This is a genomic window from Rhodococcus sp. IEGM 1370, assembly GCF_033142325.1.
Taxonomy (GTDB): domain Bacteria; phylum Actinomycetota; class Actinomycetes; order Mycobacteriales; family Mycobacteriaceae; genus Rhodococcoides.
Window position 1 is genome coordinate 213,237 of record NZ_JAWLRY010000003.1, and the last position, 21,556, is coordinate 234,792.

At 65.5% G+C, this 21,556-nt stretch carries 19 protein-coding genes; 14 read left to right on the plus strand and 5 right to left on the minus strand.

The window, feature by feature from the left end:
• Position 1: 1 nt before the first annotated feature.
• From cobU to R4P47_RS07380, 3 genes are read left to right on the plus strand one after another with little or no spacing between them, the layout of a single operon-like run.
• Positions 2–571: a bifunctional adenosylcobinamide kinase/adenosylcobinamide-phosphate guanylyltransferase gene (gene cobU / locus R4P47_RS07370; protein WP_317784402.1), complete on the plus strand. Its 570-nt coding sequence runs from the start codon at positions 2–4 to the stop codon at positions 569–571.
• Positions 568–1,668 (plus strand): nicotinate-nucleotide--dimethylbenzimidazole phosphoribosyltransferase, encoded by a 1,101-nt coding sequence (gene cobT, locus R4P47_RS07375; protein WP_317784403.1) that lies wholly within the window; start codon positions 568–570, stop codon positions 1,666–1,668. The genes cobU and cobT overlap by 4 nt, the downstream gene beginning before the upstream one ends.
• Before the next feature lie 2 nt (positions 1,669–1,670).
• Entirely contained in the window at positions 1,671–2,432 is a 762-nt protein-coding gene (locus R4P47_RS07380; protein ID WP_317784404.1) for an adenosylcobinamide-GDP ribazoletransferase, read from the plus strand.
• Here the strand turns inward: R4P47_RS07380 and R4P47_RS07385 are convergent.
• Together R4P47_RS07385 and gcvT are read right to left on the minus strand one after the other, a co-directional pair.
• Entirely contained in the window at positions 2,429–3,532 is a 1,104-nt protein-coding gene (locus tag R4P47_RS07385) for a branched-chain amino acid aminotransferase (RefSeq protein WP_094640402.1), read from the minus strand. The genes R4P47_RS07380 and R4P47_RS07385 overlap by 4 nt on opposite strands.
• 41 nt (positions 3,533–3,573) lie before the next feature.
• Positions 3,574–4,674, minus strand: coding sequence for a glycine cleavage system aminomethyltransferase GcvT (gcvT, locus tag R4P47_RS07390; RefSeq protein WP_317784405.1), 1,101 nt, complete (start codon positions 4,672–4,674; stop codon positions 3,574–3,576).
• 117 nt (positions 4,675–4,791) lie between these two features.
• On the opposite strand from gcvT, the gene R4P47_RS07395 reads away from it, so the two are divergent.
• Complete coding sequence (locus R4P47_RS07395) at positions 4,792–6,315, plus strand: leucyl aminopeptidase (protein ID WP_269593876.1); 1,524 nt, start codon at positions 4,792–4,794, stop codon at positions 6,313–6,315.
• Positions 6,316–6,363: 48 nt separating this feature from the next.
• Here R4P47_RS07395 and R4P47_RS07400 read toward each other — a convergent pair whose 3' ends face one another.
• On the minus strand, positions 6,364–6,705 hold the full coding sequence (locus R4P47_RS07400; RefSeq protein ID WP_094688555.1) for an oxidoreductase: 342 nt from the start codon (positions 6,703–6,705) through the stop codon (positions 6,364–6,366).
• A 377-nt stretch (positions 6,706–7,082) separates the two neighbouring features.
• Here R4P47_RS07400 and sucB point away from each other — a divergent pair, with 377 nt between their 5' ends.
• The 5 genes from sucB (at position 7,083) to R4P47_RS07425 (ending at position 12,552) form a co-directional block, all read left to right on the plus strand.
• Complete coding sequence (gene sucB, locus R4P47_RS07405; RefSeq protein WP_317784406.1) at positions 7,083–8,870, plus strand: 2-oxoglutarate dehydrogenase, E2 component, dihydrolipoamide succinyltransferase; 1,788 nt, start codon at positions 7,083–7,085, stop codon at positions 8,868–8,870.
• A gap of 149 nt (positions 8,871–9,019) precedes the next feature.
• Positions 9,020–9,910 carry a TIGR01777 family oxidoreductase gene (locus tag R4P47_RS07410; protein WP_300524689.1) on the plus strand — a complete coding sequence of 297 codons (891 nt, stop codon included), beginning with the start codon at positions 9,020–9,022 and terminating at the stop codon, positions 9,908–9,910.
• A 21-nt stretch (positions 9,911–9,931) separates the two neighbouring features.
• The gene (gene lipB, locus R4P47_RS07415) at positions 9,932–10,711 is read left to right on the plus strand and encodes a lipoyl(octanoyl) transferase LipB (protein WP_317784407.1); all 780 of its coding nucleotides are present in this window, start codon (positions 9,932–9,934) and stop codon (positions 10,709–10,711) included.
• Between the two features lie 10 nt (positions 10,712–10,721).
• Positions 10,722–11,735 (plus strand): lipoyl synthase, encoded by a 1,014-nt coding sequence (gene lipA, locus R4P47_RS07420; RefSeq protein WP_176459221.1) that lies wholly within the window; start codon positions 10,722–10,724, stop codon positions 11,733–11,735.
• 61 nt (positions 11,736–11,796) lie between these two features.
• Entirely contained in the window at positions 11,797–12,552 is a 756-nt protein-coding gene (locus R4P47_RS07425) for a DUF4191 domain-containing protein (protein ID WP_094640148.1), read from the plus strand.
• Positions 12,553–12,593: 41 nt separating this feature from the next.
• Here R4P47_RS07425 and R4P47_RS07430 read toward each other — a convergent pair whose 3' ends face one another.
• The gene (locus R4P47_RS07430; RefSeq protein WP_149406144.1) at positions 12,594–13,058 is read right to left on the minus strand and encodes an RDD family protein; all 465 of its coding nucleotides are present in this window, start codon (positions 13,056–13,058) and stop codon (positions 12,594–12,596) included.
• Positions 13,059–13,225: 167 nt separating this feature from the next.
• Here R4P47_RS07430 and glnA point away from each other — a divergent pair, with 167 nt between their 5' ends.
• The 5 genes from glnA (at position 13,226) to R4P47_RS07455 (ending at position 18,454) form a co-directional block, all read left to right on the plus strand.
• Positions 13,226–14,662, plus strand: a complete 1,437-nt coding sequence (glnA, locus tag R4P47_RS07435) for a type I glutamate--ammonia ligase (protein WP_032368128.1) — start codon at positions 13,226–13,228, stop codon at positions 14,660–14,662.
• 187 nt (positions 14,663–14,849) lie between these two features.
• Positions 14,850–15,500, plus strand: a complete 651-nt coding sequence (locus R4P47_RS07440) for an ABC transporter permease (protein ID WP_037192916.1) — start codon at positions 14,850–14,852, stop codon at positions 15,498–15,500.
• Positions 15,493–16,689 (plus strand): ABC transporter ATP-binding protein, encoded by a 1,197-nt coding sequence (locus R4P47_RS07445; RefSeq protein WP_149406145.1) that lies wholly within the window; start codon positions 15,493–15,495, stop codon positions 16,687–16,689. The genes R4P47_RS07440 and R4P47_RS07445 overlap by 8 nt, the downstream gene beginning before the upstream one ends.
• The gene (locus R4P47_RS07450; protein WP_149406146.1) at positions 16,686–17,471 is read left to right on the plus strand and encodes an ABC transporter permease; all 786 of its coding nucleotides are present in this window, start codon (positions 16,686–16,688) and stop codon (positions 17,469–17,471) included. The genes R4P47_RS07445 and R4P47_RS07450 overlap by 4 nt, the downstream gene beginning before the upstream one ends.
• The gene (locus R4P47_RS07455; protein ID WP_300524272.1) at positions 17,471–18,454 is read left to right on the plus strand and encodes a glycine betaine ABC transporter substrate-binding protein; all 984 of its coding nucleotides are present in this window, start codon (positions 17,471–17,473) and stop codon (positions 18,452–18,454) included. Before R4P47_RS07450 ends, R4P47_RS07455 begins: the two co-directional genes overlap by 1 nt.
• A 13-nt stretch (positions 18,455–18,467) precedes the next feature.
• Here R4P47_RS07455 and R4P47_RS07460 read toward each other — a convergent pair whose 3' ends face one another.
• Positions 18,468–21,515: a bifunctional [glutamine synthetase] adenylyltransferase/[glutamine synthetase]-adenylyl-L-tyrosine phosphorylase gene (locus tag R4P47_RS07460; RefSeq protein WP_317784408.1), complete on the minus strand. Its 3,048-nt coding sequence runs from the start codon at positions 21,513–21,515 to the stop codon at positions 18,468–18,470.
• Positions 21,516–21,556: the final 41 nt, after the last annotated feature.

The window sequence follows — 21,556 nt, forward strand, 5'->3', positions numbered from 1 at the left end:
GGTGGGCGAACCGAGACGAACTCTCGTGCTCGGTGGAGCCAGATCCGGGAAGTCCGGGCACGCGGAATCGCTTGCCGTTCTCGAGCCGGTTCGCTACCTCGCGACCGGTCGGCGGGACGCCACCGACGAGGACTGGCAGCTTCGTATAGAGCGTCACCGGGCGTCGAGACCGAGACACTGGTCCACCGTCGAAACCGTCACGTCACTGTCCGGTGTCGTCTCGCAGCCCTGGGACGGCACCACCGTCGTCGACGATCTGGGAACGTGGCTGACGGGAATGCTCGACGATGCACAGGCCTGGGAGCTCCCACGCGGCACCATCGCACCGGCTGTCGACGATCTGGTTCGAGCAGTCGCGGACTGCCCGTCCCACCTTGTGCTCGTCAGCCCCGAAGTCGGCTTGTCCGTGGTGCCCGAATCCCGTTCCGGTCGCCTCTTCCGAGACGAGCTGGGATTGCTCAATTCTCGGCTCGCGGCAGTATGTGACAGGGTTCTGCTGGTCGTCGCAGGACTCGCGCTGACCCTCAAGGACCCTCCGGCGGACTTCATCACCGCGAAAGGCACAGTGTGACAATTCTTTCGGAAGAGGATTCGGCGTCGTCGCCGTTTCGTCCGGTGACTGCTCCGTCGGACTCGGCTCGATCGGCCGCCGCCGACCGGCAACGGGAATTGACCAAGCCTGCCGGAAGCCTCGGTCGCCTCGAGGCGCTCGGTGAGTGGATCGCCGCCTGCCAGGACGCCTGCCCGCCGCGGTCTCTCGAACGAGTGCGTGTCGTCGTCTTCGCCGGCGATCACGGCGTGGCCGCACACGGAGTCTCTGCCTACCCTCCCGAGGTGACGGCTCAGATGGTCGCGAACATCCGCGCCGGCGGCGCAGCGGTCAACGTGCTGGCGGCCATCGCCGGTGCAGCGGTTCGGGTTGTCGACATCGCGGTCGACGCCGATACGGATTCTTCGGTGTCCGCGTTCAAGATTCGACGGTCCAGTGGATCGATCGACCGCGAGGATGCACTCACCGAGGACGAGGTTCGGGCCGCGATCGCTGCCGGAGCCGCCATCGCCGACGAAGAGGTCGACGGCGGCGCAGATCTTCTCATCGCAGGTGACATGGGTATCGGAAACACCACTCCTGCAACGGTATTGATCGCCACCCTCACCGATACCGAGCCGGTTGCCGCCGTCGGTCGCGGCACCGGAATCGACGACGCGGGGTGGATCAGGAAGACCGCAGCGATCCGAGACGCGATGCGTCGAGCCCGCCCGGTCGCGAAGAACCCCACCGATCTGCTGCGTGTCGCGGGCGGTGCCGACATCGCGGCCCTCGCCGGCTTTCTGGCACAGGCAGCGCATCGGCGAACCCCGGTGATTCTGGACGGCCTGGTGGTGACCGCGGCCGCTCTGGTGGCCGAGGACGCGGCGGCCGGGGCACGCAATTGGTGGGTTGCCGGGCATCGCTCGGCCGAGCCTGCCCATTCACTTGCGTTGCGGCACTTGCGTCTCGAACCGATCGTGGAGCTCGGGATGCGACTGGGCGAAGGTTCGGGAGCGCTGACGGCGTTGCCTCTGGTTCGTGCGGGTGTCGGCACCCTGAATTCGATGGCAACCTTCGCCGACTCCGGTGTCAGTACCGGCGACAGCGAAGACCGCAGCACCGCCGAAGACCACTGACGGTGCGCAGCCCAGCCGATTCACTGGTGCTCGCGTTCTCCTGGCTGACGGTGCTTCCCGTGCGCGGCCCCGAGGAGGTCGACAGGGACTCGGCCGGGCGCGCGATAGCGCTCGCTCCAGTCGTCGGCATCGCCCTCGGCAGCATCAGCGCGATCGTTCTGTGGGTGTCGATCACGGCGGGCCTGACGCCTCTCCTCGGCGGACTGCTCGCCGTCGCGGCCTCGGCATTGCTCACTCGGGGTATGCATCTGGACGGCTTGGCCGACACCGCAGACGGACTGGGCTGCTACGGACCTCCCGAGCGCGCGCGAGAAGTCATGAAGTCCGGCAGCGCAGGTCCGTTCGGCGTGGCATCACTTGCTCTGGTGCTGGGGATTCAGGCCGCAAGCCTGGGCCAGCTCGCGCAGTTGCACATGTGGTGGGCCATCGTGTGTGTCTCGGTGATCGGACGGGTGTCGGTGGTCGTCGCGTGTCGCCGAGGGATCGAGGCGGCGGCACCGAGCGGCTTCGGCGCGCTGGTGGCAGGCACTCAGTCGATCGCAGCCGTGGCGTTGTGGACAGGCGTGGCAACGGCCATGTCCACGTACATTCGTCCCGACCGACCGTGGCAGGGAGCGCTGGTGGTCATTCTCGTACTCGCCGTCGCGGTAATCCTCACTCGCCACTGCGTGCGACGCTTCGGCGGGCTCTCCGGCGACGTGCTCGGAGCCGGAATCGAGACCACCACCGCGCTGGCCGCGGTCGGCCTGCTTCTGGGAAGCTAGCGGAGCGTGGTCATCCAGCCGTGCGTATCGGCGAACGTTCCGCGCTGAATACCGGTGAGCGTGTCGCGCAGTGCGAGCGTGATCTCGCCGGGCTCGCCGCCTGCGATCTCGAACGCCCCCTCGGTGGACTTGACGCTACCCACCGGTGTGATGACCGCTGCTGTGCCGCAAGCGAACACCTCGGTGATCTCGCCGGAGTCGGCCCCTTTGCGCCACTCCTCGGTGGAGATCCGACGCTCTTCGACGGGGATGCCTGCGTCGGTGGCCAGGGCCAGCAGCGAGTCGCGAGTGATGCCGGGGAGCAGTGACCCGGACAGCGACGGCGTCACCAGTCGTGCGTCGGAGCCCGAGCCGAAGACGAAGAACAGGTTCATCCCGCCCATCTCCTCGACGTACCGGCGCTCGATGGCATCGAGCCAGACCACCTGATCGCATCCTTCGTCGCTGGCCTGTGCCTGCGCCAGCAGAGATGCGGCGTAGTTGCCCGCGAACTTCGCGTCTCCGGTGCCGCCCGGTGCCGCCCGGACGTATTCGGTCGACAGCCAGACGCTCACCGGCTTGACGCCTCTGGGGAAGTACGCACCTGCGGGAGAGGCGATCAACATGTAGCGGTACGAATCGGCCGGGCGGACGCCGAGTCCGGCTTCGGTGGAGAACATGTACGGCCGGACGTAGAGCGCGTCCTCGCCGCCTGCCGCGGGGACCCAGTCGTGGTCGAGTTCGAGCAGCTTCTCGATCGATCCGATGAACAGCTCGTCGGGCAACTCCGGCATCGCCAGACGGCGAGCCGAGGAGCGGAAGCGCTCGGCGTTGGAGTGCACCCGGAAGGTCGAGAGGTCGCCGTTCGGCTGACGGTAGATCTTGAGTCCCTCGAAGATGGCCTGGCCGTAGTGCAGGACCATCGCGGCGGGGTCGAGCTCGATCGGACCGTACGGCGCGATCGTGGCATCGTGCCATCCGCCGTCACGGGTGTAGTCGATGTACACCATGTGATCGGTGAAATGTTTTCCGAAACCGGGTGCAGCGAGCACCGCGTCGCGCACGGCGGGCGTAGCGGGCGAGGGATGCTGCACGTACGTGAATTCGGAGACACCTGTCATGCCCGAGATCCTATCGTCACGGCCACCGAGCTCTCGCGCGGTCACCTGGTCTTCGCTGCGACGAAGGGCGGCGCGACCACTTCGCAGCGCAACGCTCGCCCACGAACGTCGACTTCGACCTCGGTGCCCACCGCAGGAGCGGCTTCTGCGTCGAGCAGGGCGAGGGCGATTCCGATCTTCAGCGACGGCGAGAACGTGCCGGACGTCGTCGTTCCGATCTGCTGCCCCGATGCCTTGACGGCAAGGCCCGGGCGCAGGACACCGCGATCGAGAGCCCTCAGTCCACGCAGCACACGCGCCGGTCCGTTCTCCTTCTCGGTGGACAAGGCTTCCTTGCCCCAGAACGCGTCCTTCTTCCACCCGATAGCCCAGCCGCAGCGCGCCTCGAGGGGCGAGATGTCCAGTGCCAGTTCGTGTCCGTGCAACGGGTACCCCATCTCGGTGCGCAGTGTGTCGCGCGCTCCGAGCCCGCACACCTGTCCCCCACGAGACCGCACTGCAGCCATCAGCGCCCGGAAGAGCGGTTCCACGTCGCCCGCGGGTGGAACCAGTTCGTAGCCGTGCTCGCCGGTGTATCCGGTTCGGCAGACTCGCACCGCAACCGAATTCCAGGTGGCGTCCTCGAACGCCATGTAGTCCATGTCGGTCGGCAGGCCCAGTTCCTGAAGAACCTCGGTCGATTTCGGTCCCTGCACGGCCAGGACTCCGAACTCACGGTGCTGGTTCACCACCGAAATCCCGTCGGGTGCCTGCTGGGCCATCGCCGCGACGACGGCCGCCGTGTTCGCCGCGTTCGGCACCAGAAAGACGTCCTCGTCGGAGACGTAGTAGGCGATCAGGTCGTCGACAACGCCGCCGGATTCGGTGCAGCACAGCGTGTACTGCGCCTTGCCCGGTTCTATTCGGTTCAGATCGTTGGTGAGAACGGAGTTCACGAACGCAGCGGCACCGGGTCCGGTCACCGACGCCTTGCCAAGATGCCCGACATCGAACAGACCCACGGCCTCTCGCACTGCCGTGTGTTCGACGACGACCCCGGCGTACGACACCGGCATGGTCCAGCCGCCGAAAGGTGCGAATGTCGCACCCAATTCGGTGTGCACGGCGTGAAGTGGTCCCTCGATCAGCTCGGTGTCGGTCATGGCGGTCACGCTAGCTCACATCGCGGCCGTCGCGGGCCCGGCAGACCGACTGCGTCCCTCGACGAGTCGTCATTAGGATCGAGGTACGTACACGTCAACCCCTACAGGAGCAGCCACGTGCCTTCACCCTCGACGCCTTCCCGCACTCTCGGACCCGACCTGGTCCTCGCGGGCAAGCTCGGTAAGAAAGTCGACGTTCTCGTCGTCGCGCTGAGTACCAGCGACGACGGCCTCGAGCTCGCCATCACCGACGACATCTCCGACGACGCCGTCGCTGCTGCGCTGCTCGATTCCTTCGAGTCCGTCGGCGCCACCGGCAAGGCCGATGAACTGGTGCGCATTCCGGCACCGGCCGGCCTGTCCGTGGACAGCGTCCTGGCGGTCGGCCTCGGTAGCGCGGCCGACATCGACAGCGAGCGCATCCGGCAGTCCGCCGGAACCGCGGCCCGTGCACTGAAAGGCGTCGATACGGTTGCGACCACGTTGTCGGCACTCGATCTCGGTGCGGCCGCGGAAGGCTTCTTTCTCGGCGCGTATCAGTTCACCGAGTTCAAGTCCTCGCTCTCGGCACCGAAGGCGGACGGTCTTCCCCTCGCCCGCGTCGAGTTGCTCGTGCCCGACACGCGCTCGAAGGAGGCGAAGAACGAGCTGGCACGCTCGATCGCCATTGCCGAATCCGTCGCTGTAGCACGTGATTTCGTCAACACCCCGCCGAGTCACCTCTACCCGGAGGAGTTCGCGGCGCAGGCGAAGGCGCTGGGTACGGCTGCAGGTCTGAAGGTCGAGATCCTCGACGACAAGACACTGGAGAAGGACGGCTACGGCGGCATCCACGGCGTCGGCAAGGGTTCTTCACGCCTGCCGCGACTGGTTCGCCTGACGCACTCGGGCGGCAAGCGGGGCGCGAAGAAGGTCGCCCTGGTGGGCAAGGGCATCACGTTCGACACCGGCGGCATCTCCATCAAACCCGCTGCGGGCATGGAGAACATGACCTCGGACATGGGCGGTGCGGCTGCGGTCATCGCTACGGTGATCCTGGCCGCGAAGGTCGATCTACCGCTCGACGTCGTCGCGACGGTGCCGATGGCCGAGAACATGCCGTCGGGCACAGCGCAGCGTCCGGGCGATGTCCTGACCCAGTACGGCGGCATCACCGTGGAGGTCATCAACACCGACGCCGAAGGCCGCTTGGTGTTGGCCGACGCGATCGTGCGTGCCTGCGAGGACGATCCGGATTACCTCATCGACACCGCGACACTGACCGGGGCCCAGGTGGTCGCGCTCGGCAATCGAACGCCAGGGGTCATGGGCACCGACGACTTCCGCGACCGCGTCGCCGAGATCTCTCAGGCCATCGGCGAGAACGCGTGGCCGATGCCGTTGCCGAAGGAGATCCGACGTGAACTCGATTCCAAGGTGGCCGATCTGGCGAACGTCACCAACGGCCGGGCCGGTGGAATGCTGGCCGCTGCGCTGTTCTTGAAGGAATTCGTCCCCGAGGGCGTCGAATGGGCTCACATCGATGTCGCAGGACCGGCGTACAACACCGGCGGGCCCTTCGGGTACACCGGAAAGGGCGGCACCGGCGTTCCCGTACGGACGATGTTCGCGGTCCTCGAGGACATCGTCGAGAACGGCTGATGGCACAGTCCGTGCGTGCGGATCCGAATCTGCACGCACGGATTTCGGTCAGAGATCGCGCTGCTGCTGTTCGCGCTTCTTGATGATCTTCTGGCGAGCGTCGTGATCGCGCATGCGTTGGGGGTAGCCGGTCTTGCGCACGTCGTAGACCGGCATCTTCAGGTCGCGTCCGATCTTTCGTGCATATTTTTCATCCAGCGGCCGACGGGTCCACTCGCCGTCGTTCGCGACGAGCACCACCGTCAGCGGGGTCACCGTCGTCTTCGGCTCGACGTAGGCCTCGACACCGATTCGAGCGGCCGTCCAATCGGCCAGGTACTGGGCAACCGACCCCTCGGGGCCACGTTTCGCGGACCCGCCGCTTCGTTTGAGTCGATCGAACAATCCCACGAGAACATCCTTTTCGTACGGCCGATGGATCACCGGTTCGGGTGCCGGAATGTTGTTACCCGCCAGTTTGCCAGGCGTGTTGAACGCCCTAGGGGAACGGCGAGGCGATAACAATGGAAGGATGACATTAGAGGGTTCAGCTCTCTTGATAGTGAACCAAGGCTCGTGAAGTGAGTAAGTGAATTGCCGAGAGGGAGTGTCTACGTGGGCGCTGTGTCGAGCCGAACACGCTCGATCGGTGTCTTGTGCACCGGCGCCTCCGTCGAACCGAATCACGCAACTCTCGTCCATGAACCCTGTTCCGCCAGCACAATGGTCTGCGACCACGAGTCGTCGAACCACATCACCCGCACACAACTGTCGAGGAGTCAACAGACATGGCCTTCTCCGTCCAGATGCCAGCTCTTGGTGAGAGCGTCACCGAGGGAACTGTCACGAGGTGGCTCAAACAAGAAGGCGACACCGTCGAAGTCGACGAGCCATTGCTCGAAGTCTCCACGGACAAGGTCGATACCGAGATCCCGTCGCCTGCAGCCGGTGTTCTGACCAAGATCGTCGCTCAGGAAGACGACACCGTCGAGATCGGTGGCGAGCTCGCCCAGATCGGTGACGCAGGCGAGGCTCCCTCGTCCGACGCGCCGGCCGAGGAAGCTGCCCCCGCCGAGGAGTCGGCACCCGAGGAAGCTGCCGAGGAGCCCACTCCCGCAGCCGAGCCCGAGCCACAGGCCGAGGAGGAGGCACCCGCAGCGAGTGCATCGTCCGACTCGTCCGGATCAGGCACCCCGGTGACGATGCCCGAGTTGGGCGAGTCCGTCACCGAGGGCACCGTGACCCGTTGGCTCAAGGCCGTCGGCGACGAGGTTGCTGTCGACGAACCACTGCTCGAGGTCTCCACCGACAAGGTCGACACCGAGATCCCGTCTCCGGTCGCCGGAACTCTGCTCGAGATCTCCGCCGAGGAAGACGACACGGTCGCCGTCGGTGGCCAGCTCGCCGTCATCGGATCGGGATCGCCGGCCGAGAAGGCCCCCGAGCCCGAGGCCACCCCGGAGCCCGAGGCCCCCAAGGCCGAAGAGCCGAAGAAGGAAGAGCCCAAGACGGAGGCTCCCAAGAAGGAAGCCCCGAAGGCCGAACCGAAGCCCGAACCCAAGGCCGAGCCCAAGCAGGAGGCCCCCAAGGCTGCTCCCGCCAAGGAGTCGGCACCGTCGGGTGATTCCAGCCCGTACGTCACGCCGTTGGTTCGGAAGCTGGCGTCGGACAACGATGTCGACCTCTCGACGGTCAAGGGCACCGGTGTCGGTGGACGCATCCGCAAGCAGGATGTGCTCGCTGCCGCCGAGGCCAAGAAGGCTCCGGCTGCTCCGGCCGCCGAGGCTGCGCCCGCCGCGGCCGCCAAGCCTGCTTCGCCGGCCACCGCCGGTGTTCGTCCCGAGCTCGCGCATCTTCGCGGCACCACGCAGAAGATCAACCGGATCCGTCAGATCACCGCGAAGAAGACGCGTGAGTCGCTGCAGACCTCTGCACAGCTCACCCAGACCTTCGAGGTGGACGTCACCAAGATCGCCGGTCTGCGGACGAAGGCGAAGGCGAAGTTCGCCGAGAACGAGGGCGTCAACCTGACGTACCTGCCGTTCTTCGCGAAGGCCGTCGTCGAAGCTCTGAAGGCGCACCCCAACGTCAACGCGAGCATCAACGAGGAAGCCAAGGAGATCACGTACCACGCCGATGTCCACCTCGGTATCGCCGTGGACACCGAGCAGGGTCTGCTCTCCCCCGTCATCCACAATGCGGGCGACCTGTCGCTCGCGGGGCTGGCTCGGGCGATCAACGACATCGCCACCCGTGCACGCTCGGGTGGGCTCAAGCCCGACGAGCTGTCCGGTGGCACGTTCACGATCACCAACATCGGCAGCCAGGGTGCCTTGTTCGACACCCCGATCCTGGTTCCGCCGCAGGCCGCCATGCTGGGCACCGGCGCAATCGTCAAGCGTCCGGTCGTCGTCAAGGACGACTCGGGCAACGAGTCGATCGGTGTTCGCTCGATGTGCTACCTGCCGCTCACCTACGACCACCGCCTGGTGGACGGAGCCGATGCGGGACGCTTCCTCACGACGATCAAGCAGCGTCTCGAAGTGGCGTCGTTCGAGGCCGATCTCGGCCTGTAGGCAACCGGCGAATCGCGACTCTCACGTATTCTGGTGAGAGCGCGAAACATTCGCATCGGAGTCTCGAAAAGAGGGGCACGAACCGTGCATCCGGGGCATCATTCGTTCGCGAATGATGCCCCGTTTGCGTCAAGGAGGCTTTCGTTCACATGCGCGTAGTCATTGCAGGTTCATCAGGTTTGATCGGCACGGCCCTGGTCGCAGCGCTGCGGGGCCGTAGCCACGACGTCACCCGCCTGGTTCGGAGATCACCGGCCGGACCCGACGAGTCACAGTGGGATCCATCGCGCGGAAGCGTCGATGCGGCCGCACTAGCCGGAGCCGACGCGATCGTCAACCTCTGTGGTGTCGGAATCGGTGACAAGAGATGGTCCGGTGCGTACAAGCAGTTGGTACGGGACAGCCGCATCGCTCCCACCGAAGTACTCGCCGGGGCTGCCGCCGACGCGGGTGTGCCCACTCTGATCAACGCGAGCGGCGTCAACTTCTACGGCGACACGGGTGATCGGGTGGTCGACGAGACGGCTCCGGTCGGTGAGGGGTTCCTGGCCGAGGTCTGTCGTGATTGGGAGAACGCCACGTCTGCGGCGTCGGAAGCGGGTGTTCGCACGATCATGCTGCGCAGCGGTGTCGTGCTGTCGCAGCGCGGCGGCATGTTGGGCAAGCTTCGGCCGCTGTATCTGTTCGCGCTCGGCGGGCGGCTCGGCAGTGGCCGCCAGTACTTCCCGTGGATTTCTCTCGAGGACGAGATCGGCGCCATCGTCCACGGCATCGAGAACGACTCCCTGCGTGGCCCGGTCAACATGGTCGGTCCCACTCCGGTGACCAACGCGCAGTTCAACAGTGCGATGTCGCGCGCGGTGCACCGTCCGGCCCCCTGGGTCGTCCCCGGCTTCGCACTGAAGGCGGTGATCGGAGAATTTGCCGAGGAGGCCATTCTCACCGGGCCACGGGCAATTCCGAAGGCTCTCGAGGACGCGGGCTACACCTTCGAGCACAACACCGTGGGAGAGGCACTGCGGGTGGCCGTCGGCTCCTGACGCGGCGTACCGTTCCGATTCATGAGTGATGCGAACTCTTCGTCGGCCGTGGTGTCGGCGCGCGCGAGCTCCGAACCGATGGTGGTCCGCGAGTTGGGCACCGTCGAGTACACCGAGGCCTGGGCACTGCAGCGCGAGCTGGCCGGTGCCCGGGCGGACGGCGTCGGATCCGACACGCTGTTGCTGCTCGAGCATCCGTCCGTCTACACGGCAGGGCGGCGCACTGCCGAGGAAGACATGCCGCGGGACGGCACTCCCGTCGTCGAGGTCGATCGTGGCGGCAAGATCACCTGGCACGGTCCGGGCCAACTGGTGGGTTATCCCATCGTGAAGCTCGAGCAGCCGATCGACGTCGTCAAGTACGTGCGCCGGATCGAGGAAGCTCTGATCTCCGTCGTGTCCGGGTACGGCATCGCCTGCGGACGCGTCGACGGCCGATCGGGAGTGTGGTTGGCAGCCGAGATGCGCGACGGCGCGTGGCTTCCCGAACGCAAGATCGCCGCCATCGGAGTACGCGTTCAGCGTGGGGTGACGCTGCACGGATTCTCACTGAACTGCAACGCCGCCATGACGGGCTTCGATGCGATCGTCCCGTGTGGCATCGCCGATGCGGGTGTGACGTCGCTGTCGCTGGAGCTGGGCCGAGACGTCACCGTCGGCGAGGTCACCGCTGCTGTCACCGAGGCCGTTCTGGCGGCGCTGGACGGGTCGATGCCCGTGCAGAATCACGAGATCGAACATCCGGCCGTCACGAGTGCGTCGATCAACCCGCAGTTCACCACGGTCCGCTTCGGCGCGTAGCATCGACTCTGTGACTGTGGCCCCAGAAGGACGCAAGCTGCTCCGCCTCGAGATCCGAAACGCGGAGACCCCCATCGAACGCAAACCCAACTGGATCAAGACCAAAGCGAAGATGGGCCCGGAATACACCGAGCTCAAGGGTCTTGTGAAGCGTGAAGGTCTGCACACGGTGTGCGAGGAAGCCGGCTGCCCCAATATCTACGAATGCTGGGAAGATCGCGAAGCGACCTTCCTCATCGGCGGTGAGCAATGCACCCGCCGTTGCGATTTCTGTCAGATCGACACCGGCAAGCCGGAGGACCTCGATCGAGACGAGCCGCGACGGGTGGCGGAGAGCGTGCAGGCCATGGGTCTGCGCTACTCCACGATCACCGGCGTCGCTCGAGACGATCTCGAGGACGGCGGCGCGTGGCTGTACGCCGAGACGGTGCGGTACATCAAGAAGCTGAACCCCAACACCGGCGTCGAGCTGTTGATCCCTGACTTCAACGCCAAGCCGGATCAGCTGGCCGAGGTGTTCTCCTCCCGTCCCGAGGTGTTGGCGCACAACGTCGAGACGGTGCCGCGCATCTTCAAGCGCATCCGCCCCGCCTTCCGGTACCAGCGGTCGATGGACGTCATCACCGCGGCCCGCGACGACGGTCTGGTCACCAAGTCGAATCTGATCCTCGGCATGGGTGAGACCCCGGAAGAGGTGCAGGAAGCCATTCGCGACCTGCACGAGGCCGGTTGCGACATCCTGACCATCACCCAGTACCTGCGCCCGTCGCCGCGCCACCACCCGGTCGAGCGTTGGGTCAAGCCGGAAGAGTTCGTCGAGCACTCCGATTACGCCACCGAGATCGGGTTCGCCGGTGTGCTGGCCGGTCCGTTGGTCCGCTCCTCGTACCGCGCCGGACGCCTCTACGCACAGGCCATGGCGCATCACGGCCGTGAATTGCCCGAGAGCATGAGCCACCTGACCGATGGTGGCGAGGCCTCTCAGGAGGCCAGCTCGTTGATGGCTCGTCTGGCCGCGCGCTGATCCTCGTTCCCAATCCGGAGCGGTGCGAGTGAGCGTCGGCACAGGACGTATCCTGTGAGGTATGGCGAACGGCAGTAAGGCTGGCAAAGCAGCAAAGCCCAGCAAGGAAGCAAAAGCGGCTGCCAAGGCGGCGCGCAAGCAGGCATCGAGGGAACGGCGCAAGCAGCTCTGGCAGGCGTTTCAGATGCAGCGCAAGGACGACAAGGTTCTCCTGCCGCTGATGATCGGGTCGGTGGTCGGGCTGGGGCTCCTCGGGTTCCTCATCGGCCTGGCCTTCGGTTTCCAGTGGTTCCTGCTCCCCATCGGACTGCTCCTGGGAGTCCTGGTTGCGTTCATCATCTTCGGTCGCCGCGTTCAGAAGTCGGTGTACAAGAAGGCCGACGGCCAGGCCGGAGCGGCTGCGTGGGCCCTGGACAATCTGCAGGGGTCGTGGCGGGTGACCAACGCGATCGCCGGAACCACCCATCTCGACGCCGTGCATCGTGTCATCGGCAAGCCCGGTGTCATCCTTGTGGCCGAGGGTGCACCGCACCGCGTGAAGTCGCTGTTGGCTCAGGAGAAGAAGAAGACCGCCCGCTTGGTGGGTGACACTCCGATCTACGACATCATCGTCGGCAACGAGGAGAACCAGATTCCGCTCTCGGGTCTGCAGAAGTACCTGTCGAAGTTGCCGAAGAACATCGACGGCAAGCGCATGGACACCATCGAGTCGCGGCTGTCCGCTCTCGGCACCAAGGGTGGCCCGGCGATGCCGAAGGGACCCATTCCCGGCGGAGCCAAGATGAAGGGCGTTCAGCGGACCATGAAGCGCCGCTAGCACTCACGACCACTACGAAACAGCCCTGGTGCGACGACCCCTCAGCGGGTCCGCAGCAGGGCTGTTCCCGTTGCGCGGTCGTGCATTCCTCGGCCGTCCATGTCGGTCACGACGGCCGGTACGACGAACAGCAGAATCAGCTGGCGAACCAGGGCGCGGACGAACCCGACCCGCGCATGGGCGTCGATGCGTGCCACCTGAACACCGACGACGAACTGCCCAGGGGTGAACGAGAACAGTGAGACGCTCACCAGTCCCACTCCGAACCACACGGCCAGCACGATCGTCGAGATCAGGCCACTGGTGGTGTATCCGCCGAGAATCAGCGACGCCACGCCGGTGGCCATCGTCCAATCCAGCAGCAACGCGAGGACTCTGCGTCCGGTACCTGCCAGCGATCCGACGCCCTGCTGCGGTAGACCCAACTCCTCCCCGCGAAAGTTCTGGGGTTCACGTGGGTTCGCCGAGGCCGGTCCGGACAACCAGGACCCTGTCATTCGTGCCATGATTTCAAGGATAGGCGCGGTCGGGCACACGGGAAAACACCTGGACGTACTGTTGTCCGTGCCAGTCGTGAGCCAGGACGTGTAACACGGGCGAAACACGAGCTTGACGGGCGGGCAACACCAAGTCCATACCGTCAGGTCGACGGACTCAACAAAGGAGCAAAAGCGTGGCGTTTTCCACGGCCCAAGAGGTCATCAAGTTCATCGCAGATGAAGGAATCGAATACGTCGACATCCGGTTCACGGATTTGCCGGGTGCACAGCAGCACTTCTCGATCGCCGCCAAGGCGTTCACGGCAGACACACTGGAAGACGGCCTCGCGTTCGACGGCTCGTCCGTCCGCGGCTTCCAGTCCATTCACGAGTCCGACATGATTCTGCTTCCGGACTACGCCACCGCTCAGGTCGATCCCTTCCGCAATGCGAAGACGCTGAACATCGACTTCTTCGTTCACGACCCGTTCACGCGTGAGGCCTACAGCCGCGACCCGCGCAACGTCGCACGCAAGGCCGAGGAGTACTTGGCGAGCACCGGCATCGCCGACACCGCTTACTTCGGTGCCGAGGCCGAGTTCTACATCTTCGACTCCGTGCGCTTCGATTCGCAGGCGAACGGCGCGTTCTACGAGGTCGATTCGTCCTCGGGTTGGTGGAACACCGGAGCCGAGACCGAGGCCGACGGCAGCCCGAACCTCGGTTACAAGGTGCGTTTCAAGGGTGGCTACTTCCCCGTCGCTCCGTACGACCACTACGTCGACCTGCGCGACCAGATCTCGACCAACCTGCAGAACGCGGGCTTCGAGCTCGAGCGTGCGCACCACGAGGTCGGCACCGGCGGCCAGCAGGAGATCAACTACAAGTTCAACACGCTGCTTCGCGCAGCGGACGACCTGCAGCTGTTCAAGTACATCGTCAAGAACACCGCATGGCAGAACGGCAAGTCCGCGACGTTCATGCCGAAGCCGCTGTTCGGCGACAACGGCTCGGGCATGCACGTGCACCAGTCCCTGTGGAAGGACGGCAAGCCTCTCTTCCACGACGAGGCCGGATACGCCGGACTGTCGGATCTCGCTCGCCACTACATCGGCGGCATCCTGCACCACGCGCCGTCGCTGCTGGCGTTCACCAACCCGACGATCAACTCGTACCACCGTCTGGTGCCGGGCTACGAGGCCCCCATCAACCTGGTCTACAGCCAGCGCAACCGCTCCGCTGCGGTGCGCATCCCGATCACCGGCAACAACCCGAAGGCCAAGCGCCTCGAGTTCCGTGCGCCGGACTCCTCGGGTAACCCGTACCTGAACTTCGCCGCTCAGATGATGGCGGGTCTGGACGGAATCAAGAACAAGATCGAGCCGATGGCTCCGGTCGACAAGGATCTCTACGAGTTGCCGCCCGAGGAAGCCAAGAACATTCCGCAGGCACCTACCTCGCTGAATGCCGTGATCGACCGGCTCGAGGCCGATCACGACTACCTCACCGAGGGTGGCGTCTTCACCACCGACCTGATCGAGACCTGGATCTCGCTCAAGCGCGAGCAGGAAATCGCTCCGGTGAACCTGCGTCCGCACCCGTACGAGTTCTCCCTGTACTACGACGTGTGATCGTCTGATTTCACGCTGACAACGCCCGGCCGAATCCTTTCGGCCGGGCGTTGTTGCGTTCCCGGGCAGTAACCGATCGGCAACGCTTAGGGCAATCGACGAAGAATTCAGACCGGTCGGCGTTTGATTGTCGGTACGCGGGGTAAAGGTATTTATCCGCTACCGGCGAACAGAGGACGACAACTGCATGGATGCACTGTGGGAATTCATCGTCGGACGGCGAAGGCAGTTGGCGATCGACTCCTATCTGCACGTCTCGGCCGTCGTTCAGTGCGTCGTCATCGCCACCGTCATCGGTGTCGCGATCGGTGTTCTGGTCTACCGCAGCCCCGCTGGGTCGGCGATCGCGACGGCTCTCGCGAGCACGATTCTGACGATCCCCTCGTTCGCGCTGCTGGGAGTTCTCATTCCCATCATGGGATTGGGCGTTCGGCCGACGGTGACCGCGTTGGTTCTGTATTCGCTACTGCCGATCATCCGCAACACCGTGGTGGGTCTCGCTGCAGTCGATCCGGCTGTCGCCGACGCCGCCCGCGGTATCGGCATGAGTCGCACGCTGGTGCTGCGACGCATCGAAATTCCTCTCGCCTGGCCGTCGATCCTCACCGGGATGCGGATCAGCACACAGATGGCCATGGGCATCCTGGCCATCGCTGCGTACGCGAAAGGCCCTGGCCTGGGCAACCTGTTGTTCTCCGGGCTCGCTCGCGTAGGCAGTCCCACAGCCCTACCGCAGGCCCTCACCGGCACTGTTCTGATCGTCCTGCTGGCGTTGATCCTGGACGGGATCTACGTGTTGATCGGCAAACTGACCACCTCGAGGGGTATCCGTGAGTGACTCGACCCGTACATCCAACGTCTCCGGCGCGGAAATCGTGCTCGAGAACGTGACCAAGAGCTACCCGGGGCAGAAGCTGGCCGCGGTGGACAACGTGTCCATGACGATTCCCGCCGGCGAGGTCGTCGTTCTGGTCGGGCCCTCGGGCTGCGGCAAGACGACGACGATGCGCATGATCAACCGGCTCATCGAACCGACGTCGGGCCGCATCACCATCGGTGGCAAGGACGCGCTCTCGATCGACCCCAACGAGTTGCGTCGCACCATCGGCTATTCCATCCAGCAGGCGGGTCTGTTCCCGCACATGACGATCGCGCAGAACGTCGGCATGGTGCCCGGGCTCATCGGATGGAACAAGAAACGCATCGACGATCGCACCGACGAGATGCTCGATCTCGTCGGGCTCGATCCGGCGGTGTACCGCCAGCGCTATCCGCGTCAGCTCTCCGGTGGCCAGCAGCAGCGTGTCGGCGTCGCCCGCGCTCTCGCCGCCGATCCCCCGGTGCTGTTGATGGACGAACCCTTCGGCGCGGTCGATCCGATCACCCGAGGACTGTTGCAGGACGAGTTGATGCGGCTGCAGGCGGAACTGGGCAAGACCATCGTGTTCGTGACCCACGATTTCGACGAGGCCGTCAAGCTCGGCGATCGAATCGCGGTGCTCGGAAACCAATCGACGATCCTCCAGTACGACACCCCCGAGGCCGTTCTCGCCAACCCCGCCGACGACACCGTCGCCGGATTCGTCGGGGCCGGGGCCGCGTTGAAGCAGCTGACCCTGATGCGCGTACGCGACATCGAACTGTCCGACGTTCCCGTCTTCGGCGAGGACGACTCGGTGGAGAAGATGAACACCGCTCTCGGCTCCGATCCGGAGGCGTGGGGAATCATCCTCGATGCGCGCAAGCGGCCGCTTCGCTGGACCGATCGTCGCCACCTCGTGGGGGTCGGCAGCCTGCGCGACGTCGGTGTGCCGATGGGCGAGATGGTCTCGACGCAGTCCACCCTGCAGGACGCACTGGAAGCTCTTCTCTCCGAGGGCAACGCGACGGCCACCGTGACCGGCAACCGCGGCGAGTACGTCGGCACCGTGACGATCGACGTGTTGATCGACACCATCAAATCTCTACGCTCTCAGCACGCCAACGATCACGACGAGGCGCGCAGCGACGTCGGGACGCCGTCGTGACCACACTCGCCGACACCGGCGAAACCACGAAGGACACCGCGCGCGCCGCCAAGCGGGCCGAGCGACTCCGGCTACTCATCCAGCCCGTGGTCATCCTCGTCATAGTGGCGGTGCTTTTGGTCTACACGTTCAGCCGGGACCTCACCGCCACCCAGTCGGGCACCCTCAACGCCGGCAGCATCACCACCGCCGTCCGCGAGCACGTGGCGATCACGTTCGTCGTGACCGCGCTCGTACTCGCCATCGCGGTGCCGCTCGGAATTCTGCTGACGCGGCCCGGGTATCGGAAGCTGGCTCCGTTGTTCATCGGTATCGCCAACATCGGTCAGGCAGCGCCGGCCGTCGGACTGCTCGTTCTGTTGTTCCTGGCCACCGGATGGACCGGATTCACTGCGGGCGTTCTGCCCATCGCGTTCTACTCGCTGCTCCCGGTGCTGCGGAACACCATGTTGGGCTTCCAGACGGTGGACCCGAACTACATCGATGCTGCACGCGGGCAGGGCATGTCGAACATGGGCATCCTGCGGCGCATCGAGTTTCCCCTCGCGGTTCCGTTCATTCTCGCCGGTCTGCGGACCTCGCTGGTGCTGGCTGTGGGCACTGCGACCCTGAGTTTCCTCGTCGGAGCGGGCGGCTTGGGCGTGTTGATCGATACCGGCTACAAGCTCAACCAGCCGATCATTCTGGTGGTGGGAGCAGTTCTTGCTGTTGCTCTCGCACTGCTGGTCGACTGGCTGGGCGCACTCGCCGAGGCATTCCTCGGACCGAAAGGACTCCGCTGATGCGGCGCACCACTCGACGACTTGCGGCCCTGTGCGCCGCGGCAACCCTGGCGCTCTCGGGATGCGGATTGCAATCCGGCGGTGCCATGCCGTTGTCGGTCGAGCCGGGAAGCATCACCCCGCTCCCCGGCCTCGAAGGTGCCCAGTTCACCGTGGGATCCAAGGACTTCACCGAGCAGATCATCCTCGGCTACATCCTCGAATTCGCGTTGAGCGCGGCCGGTGCCGACGTACGGGATCTGACCAACATCGCCGGATCGCAAAGTGTGCGGCTGGCCATGCAGAGCGGTCAGGTGGACGTCGCGTACGAGTACACCGGTACCGGATGGATCAACTTCCTGGGCAACGAAACCCCCATTCCCGACGCCACCGAGCAATTCGAGGCCGTGCGCGACGCCGACAAGGCCAATGGCATCGACTGGGTCAATCCGGCCCCGATGGACAACACGTACGCGCTGGCGATGAATCAGCAGGTTGCACAGGAGACCGGGGTTCGCACCCTCTCCGACTACGCGGCGCTGGTGAACAGCGACCCCGCCGCGGCAGCACTGTGTGTGGAGACCGAGTTCAACAGTCGTCAGGACGGGTTGCCAGGCCTCGCCGCCACATACGGGTTCGACGCCAGCACGTTGCCGGTGCAGATTCTGCAGACCGGCGTCATCTATCAGGCCACGGCCGAGGGCGCTCAGTGCCGATTCGGTGAGGTGTTCACCACCGACGGAAGAATCAAGGGCCTGAATCTGACGGTCGTCGAAGACGACAAGTCGTTCTTCCCGCGCTACAACGCGACCGTCATCATCCGCCAGGAGGTCGCCGATCAGTACCCCGAGATCGCCGAGGTGACCGGACCGATCTCGGCCGCGTTGACCAACGAGGCCATTTCCGAGCTGAACAAGCAGGTCGACATCGACGGACGCGAGCCTGCGGACGTCGCACGGGACTGGATGGTTCAGCAGGGATTCGTCACCGTCGGAAGTGATTAGAGGCAGACGGGGACTAGTTCCCGCCGAACGTCCTCTCCACCACTGCCTTTGCTCGACGCGTCACTCGTAGGTAGTTGTCGAGGAACGCTCCGGCATCGCCGTTCTCCCAACCCGCTACCTGCGCGACCGCCGACAGCACAGCTCCCGGTCGCGGCAGCTGATCGGTGGGCTTACCGCGCACCAGGACCAGCGCGTTGCGGGCCTTGGTTGCCAGAATCCACGCCTCCCTGAGCAATTCGACGTCGGTTTCGCTCATGAGCTCGGCTGCGCCGATGGCGTCGAGCGACTGCAGAGTCGAGGTGTTGTGCAGCGTCAGGACCTTGTGCGCGTATCTGAGCTGGATGAGCTGGACGGTCCACTCGATGTCTGCCAGTCCCCCACGTCCGAGCTTGGTGTGGGTGGAGGGGTCGGCCCCCTTGGGTAGACGCTCGGAGTCGATGCGCGCCTTGATGCGTCGGATTTCGCGGACCGCATCGGCGGACACGCCGCCCTCGGGGTAGCGCACCTTGTCGGCCATCAGCAGGAATCGGATTCCGAGATCCTGGTCGCCGGCCACCTGGTGTGCGCGCAGCAGAGCCTGCACTTCCCAGGCCTGAGCCCACTGTGAGTAGTACGCGGCGTACGACGACAGGGTGCGCACCACCGGTCCGCTTCGCCCTTCCGGTCGCAGACCGGTGTCGACCTCGAGGGGCGGGTCGGTGCTGGGCGCGCCGAGCAGTTTGCGGATGCGATCGGCAATGGTGTTGGCCCACTTGACCGCAACGGTCTCGTCGGCACCGTCGACCGGATCGCAGACGAACAGGACGTCTGCGTCGCTGCCGTAGCCGAGCTCACCGCCGCCGAGGCGACCCATACCGATGACGGCCAGCGTTGCCGGTGCCGGTTCCCCGCGTTCTTTCTCGCTGGCGCGTACGGCTGCTGCGAGGGCGGCGTTGATGACCGCGGCCCAGACCGAGGACAAGGCCCGGCACACCTGAGGGACGTCCAGCATGCCGAGGATGTCCGCCGACGCCACCCGCGCGAGCTCGTGACGCCGCAGCGCCCGAGCCGCGTTGATCGCCCGCACCGGATCCTCGTACCGAGCCGAGGACGACAGGATGGCGCGGTACGTCTCTTCCGGCTCGACATCGAGCAGGCGCGGACCTGTGGGTCCGTCGGCGAACAGACGGATGACCTCGGGAGCTTTGATCAACAGATCCGGGACGTAGGCCGAGGAGCCGAGCACGATCATCAGGCGCTGTGCCACCGCGCCTTCGTCGCGCAGCACGCGCAGGAACCACGTCTGCTCCCCCGCCGATTCGGACAGCCTGCGGTAATTGAGCAGTCCGGCGTCGGGGTCGGGGGTATCGGCAAGCCATTCGAGCAGCGTCGGGAGCAACACCGCCTGAATCTGACCGCGGCGGGTGCCCGAGCCGACGAGCGCACGCAGGTGGCCCAACGCATTCTGCGGGGTCGCGTAGCCCAGCGCAGCGAGCTGACGCGTTGCGGCGTCGGGCGTCAGACGCACCGTCTCGGAGTCGAACTTGACCACCGAGTCGAGCAACGGCCGGTAGAAGAGCTTGGCGTGCAACCGGCGGATGCGCTGCGCATTGCGCTTGATCTCGGCGTTCAGCACACCGAGAGCGTCGCGGTTGCCGTCGGGTCGCATGTGCGCCGAACGGGCCAGCCACCGCAGGGCTTCCTCGTCGTCCTGAGGAGGCAGGGTGTGTGTGCGACGCATACGCTGCATCTGCAGGCGGTGCTCGATCAGCCTTAGAAACTCGTAGGAGGCCGTCAGGTTCGCGGCATCGTCGCGGCCCACGTAGCCGCCCTCGGTGAGTGCGGTCAGTGCATCGGTCGTGCCGAGAACGCGCAGCGACTCGTCGGTTCGACCGTGCACCAATTGCAGGAGCTGGACGGCGAATTCGACGTCGCGCAGGCTGCCGCGTCCGAGTTTGATCTCGCGCTCGCGGAGCTCCGGCGGCACCATTTCCTCGACTCGACGCCGCATCGCGCGCACCTCGGGCACGAAGTCCTCGCGCTGGCTGGCCAACCACACCATCGGGTTGACCGCGTCGACGTAATCGTTGCCGAGCGCGATGTCGCCGGTCATCGGGCGGGCTTTGAGCAGCGCCTGGAACTCCCAGGTCTTGGCCCAGCGCTTGTAGTAGGCAACATGCGAATCCAGGGTGCGGACCAGCTCGCCGCGCTTGCCCTCGGGACGCAGCGCCGCGTCCACCTCGAAGAACGCCGAGGATCCGATGCGCATCATCTCACCGGCGATGCGGCTCGCCTGCGAGTCGGCGGGCTCGGCGACGAACACGACATCGACGTCGGAGACGTAATTGAGTTCGCGCGCACCGCATTTGCCCATCGCGACGACGGCCAGACGCGTCGGACACGGAGCGTCCGGGCACACGGTGGCCACCGCCACTGCCAGTGCGGCGGTGAGCGCAGCGTCGGCCATGTCGGAAAGCTGCGACCCCACCACCGTGTACGGCAGGACGGGCTCGTTCTCGACGGTCGCGGCGAGGTCGTATGCCGCCAGCACCATGATCTGGTCGCGGTACTTCTTGCGCAACGCGATCACCGCGGGCGGTCCTGTGACGGTCGCGCGGTACAGGTCCGGTGCGGCATTGGGGCCGGTCTCGGGCTCGGCCCCGACAGCCTCGAGCAGTTCCGCGAACAGGGTGGCTTTGGTGGGTAGCTCGATCTTGGCCGAGACTCCGCTGCTCTGACCTTCCTTGGTCAGCAGCAGACGCCAAGTGCTGTCGTCGGCAACCAGGTGATCGGCGAGCGCACTGGAAGCGCCGACGAGACCGAGGATGCGCCCACGGAAGCCCTTGTCGGTGCGCAGTGCGGAGTCGAACTCGGCCCACCCGGCACCGAGCAGTTCGTACATCCGCACCAGGGTCCGCAGTGCGAGGTCCGCGTTGGGCGCACGGGAGAGCGACCACAGCAGTTCGAGGCTTTCTTCCCCCGTCCAGCCGAGGGTGCGCAGGTCGGACGGCGCAGTTTCTTCGACGAGGCCGAGACGGCCCGGTCCGGGAACGACGGATCTGGAGGTCGGAGGACGCACCATCAGAATCCACCTCGGGGTGCCACAGAATTACCTCGTCGTCA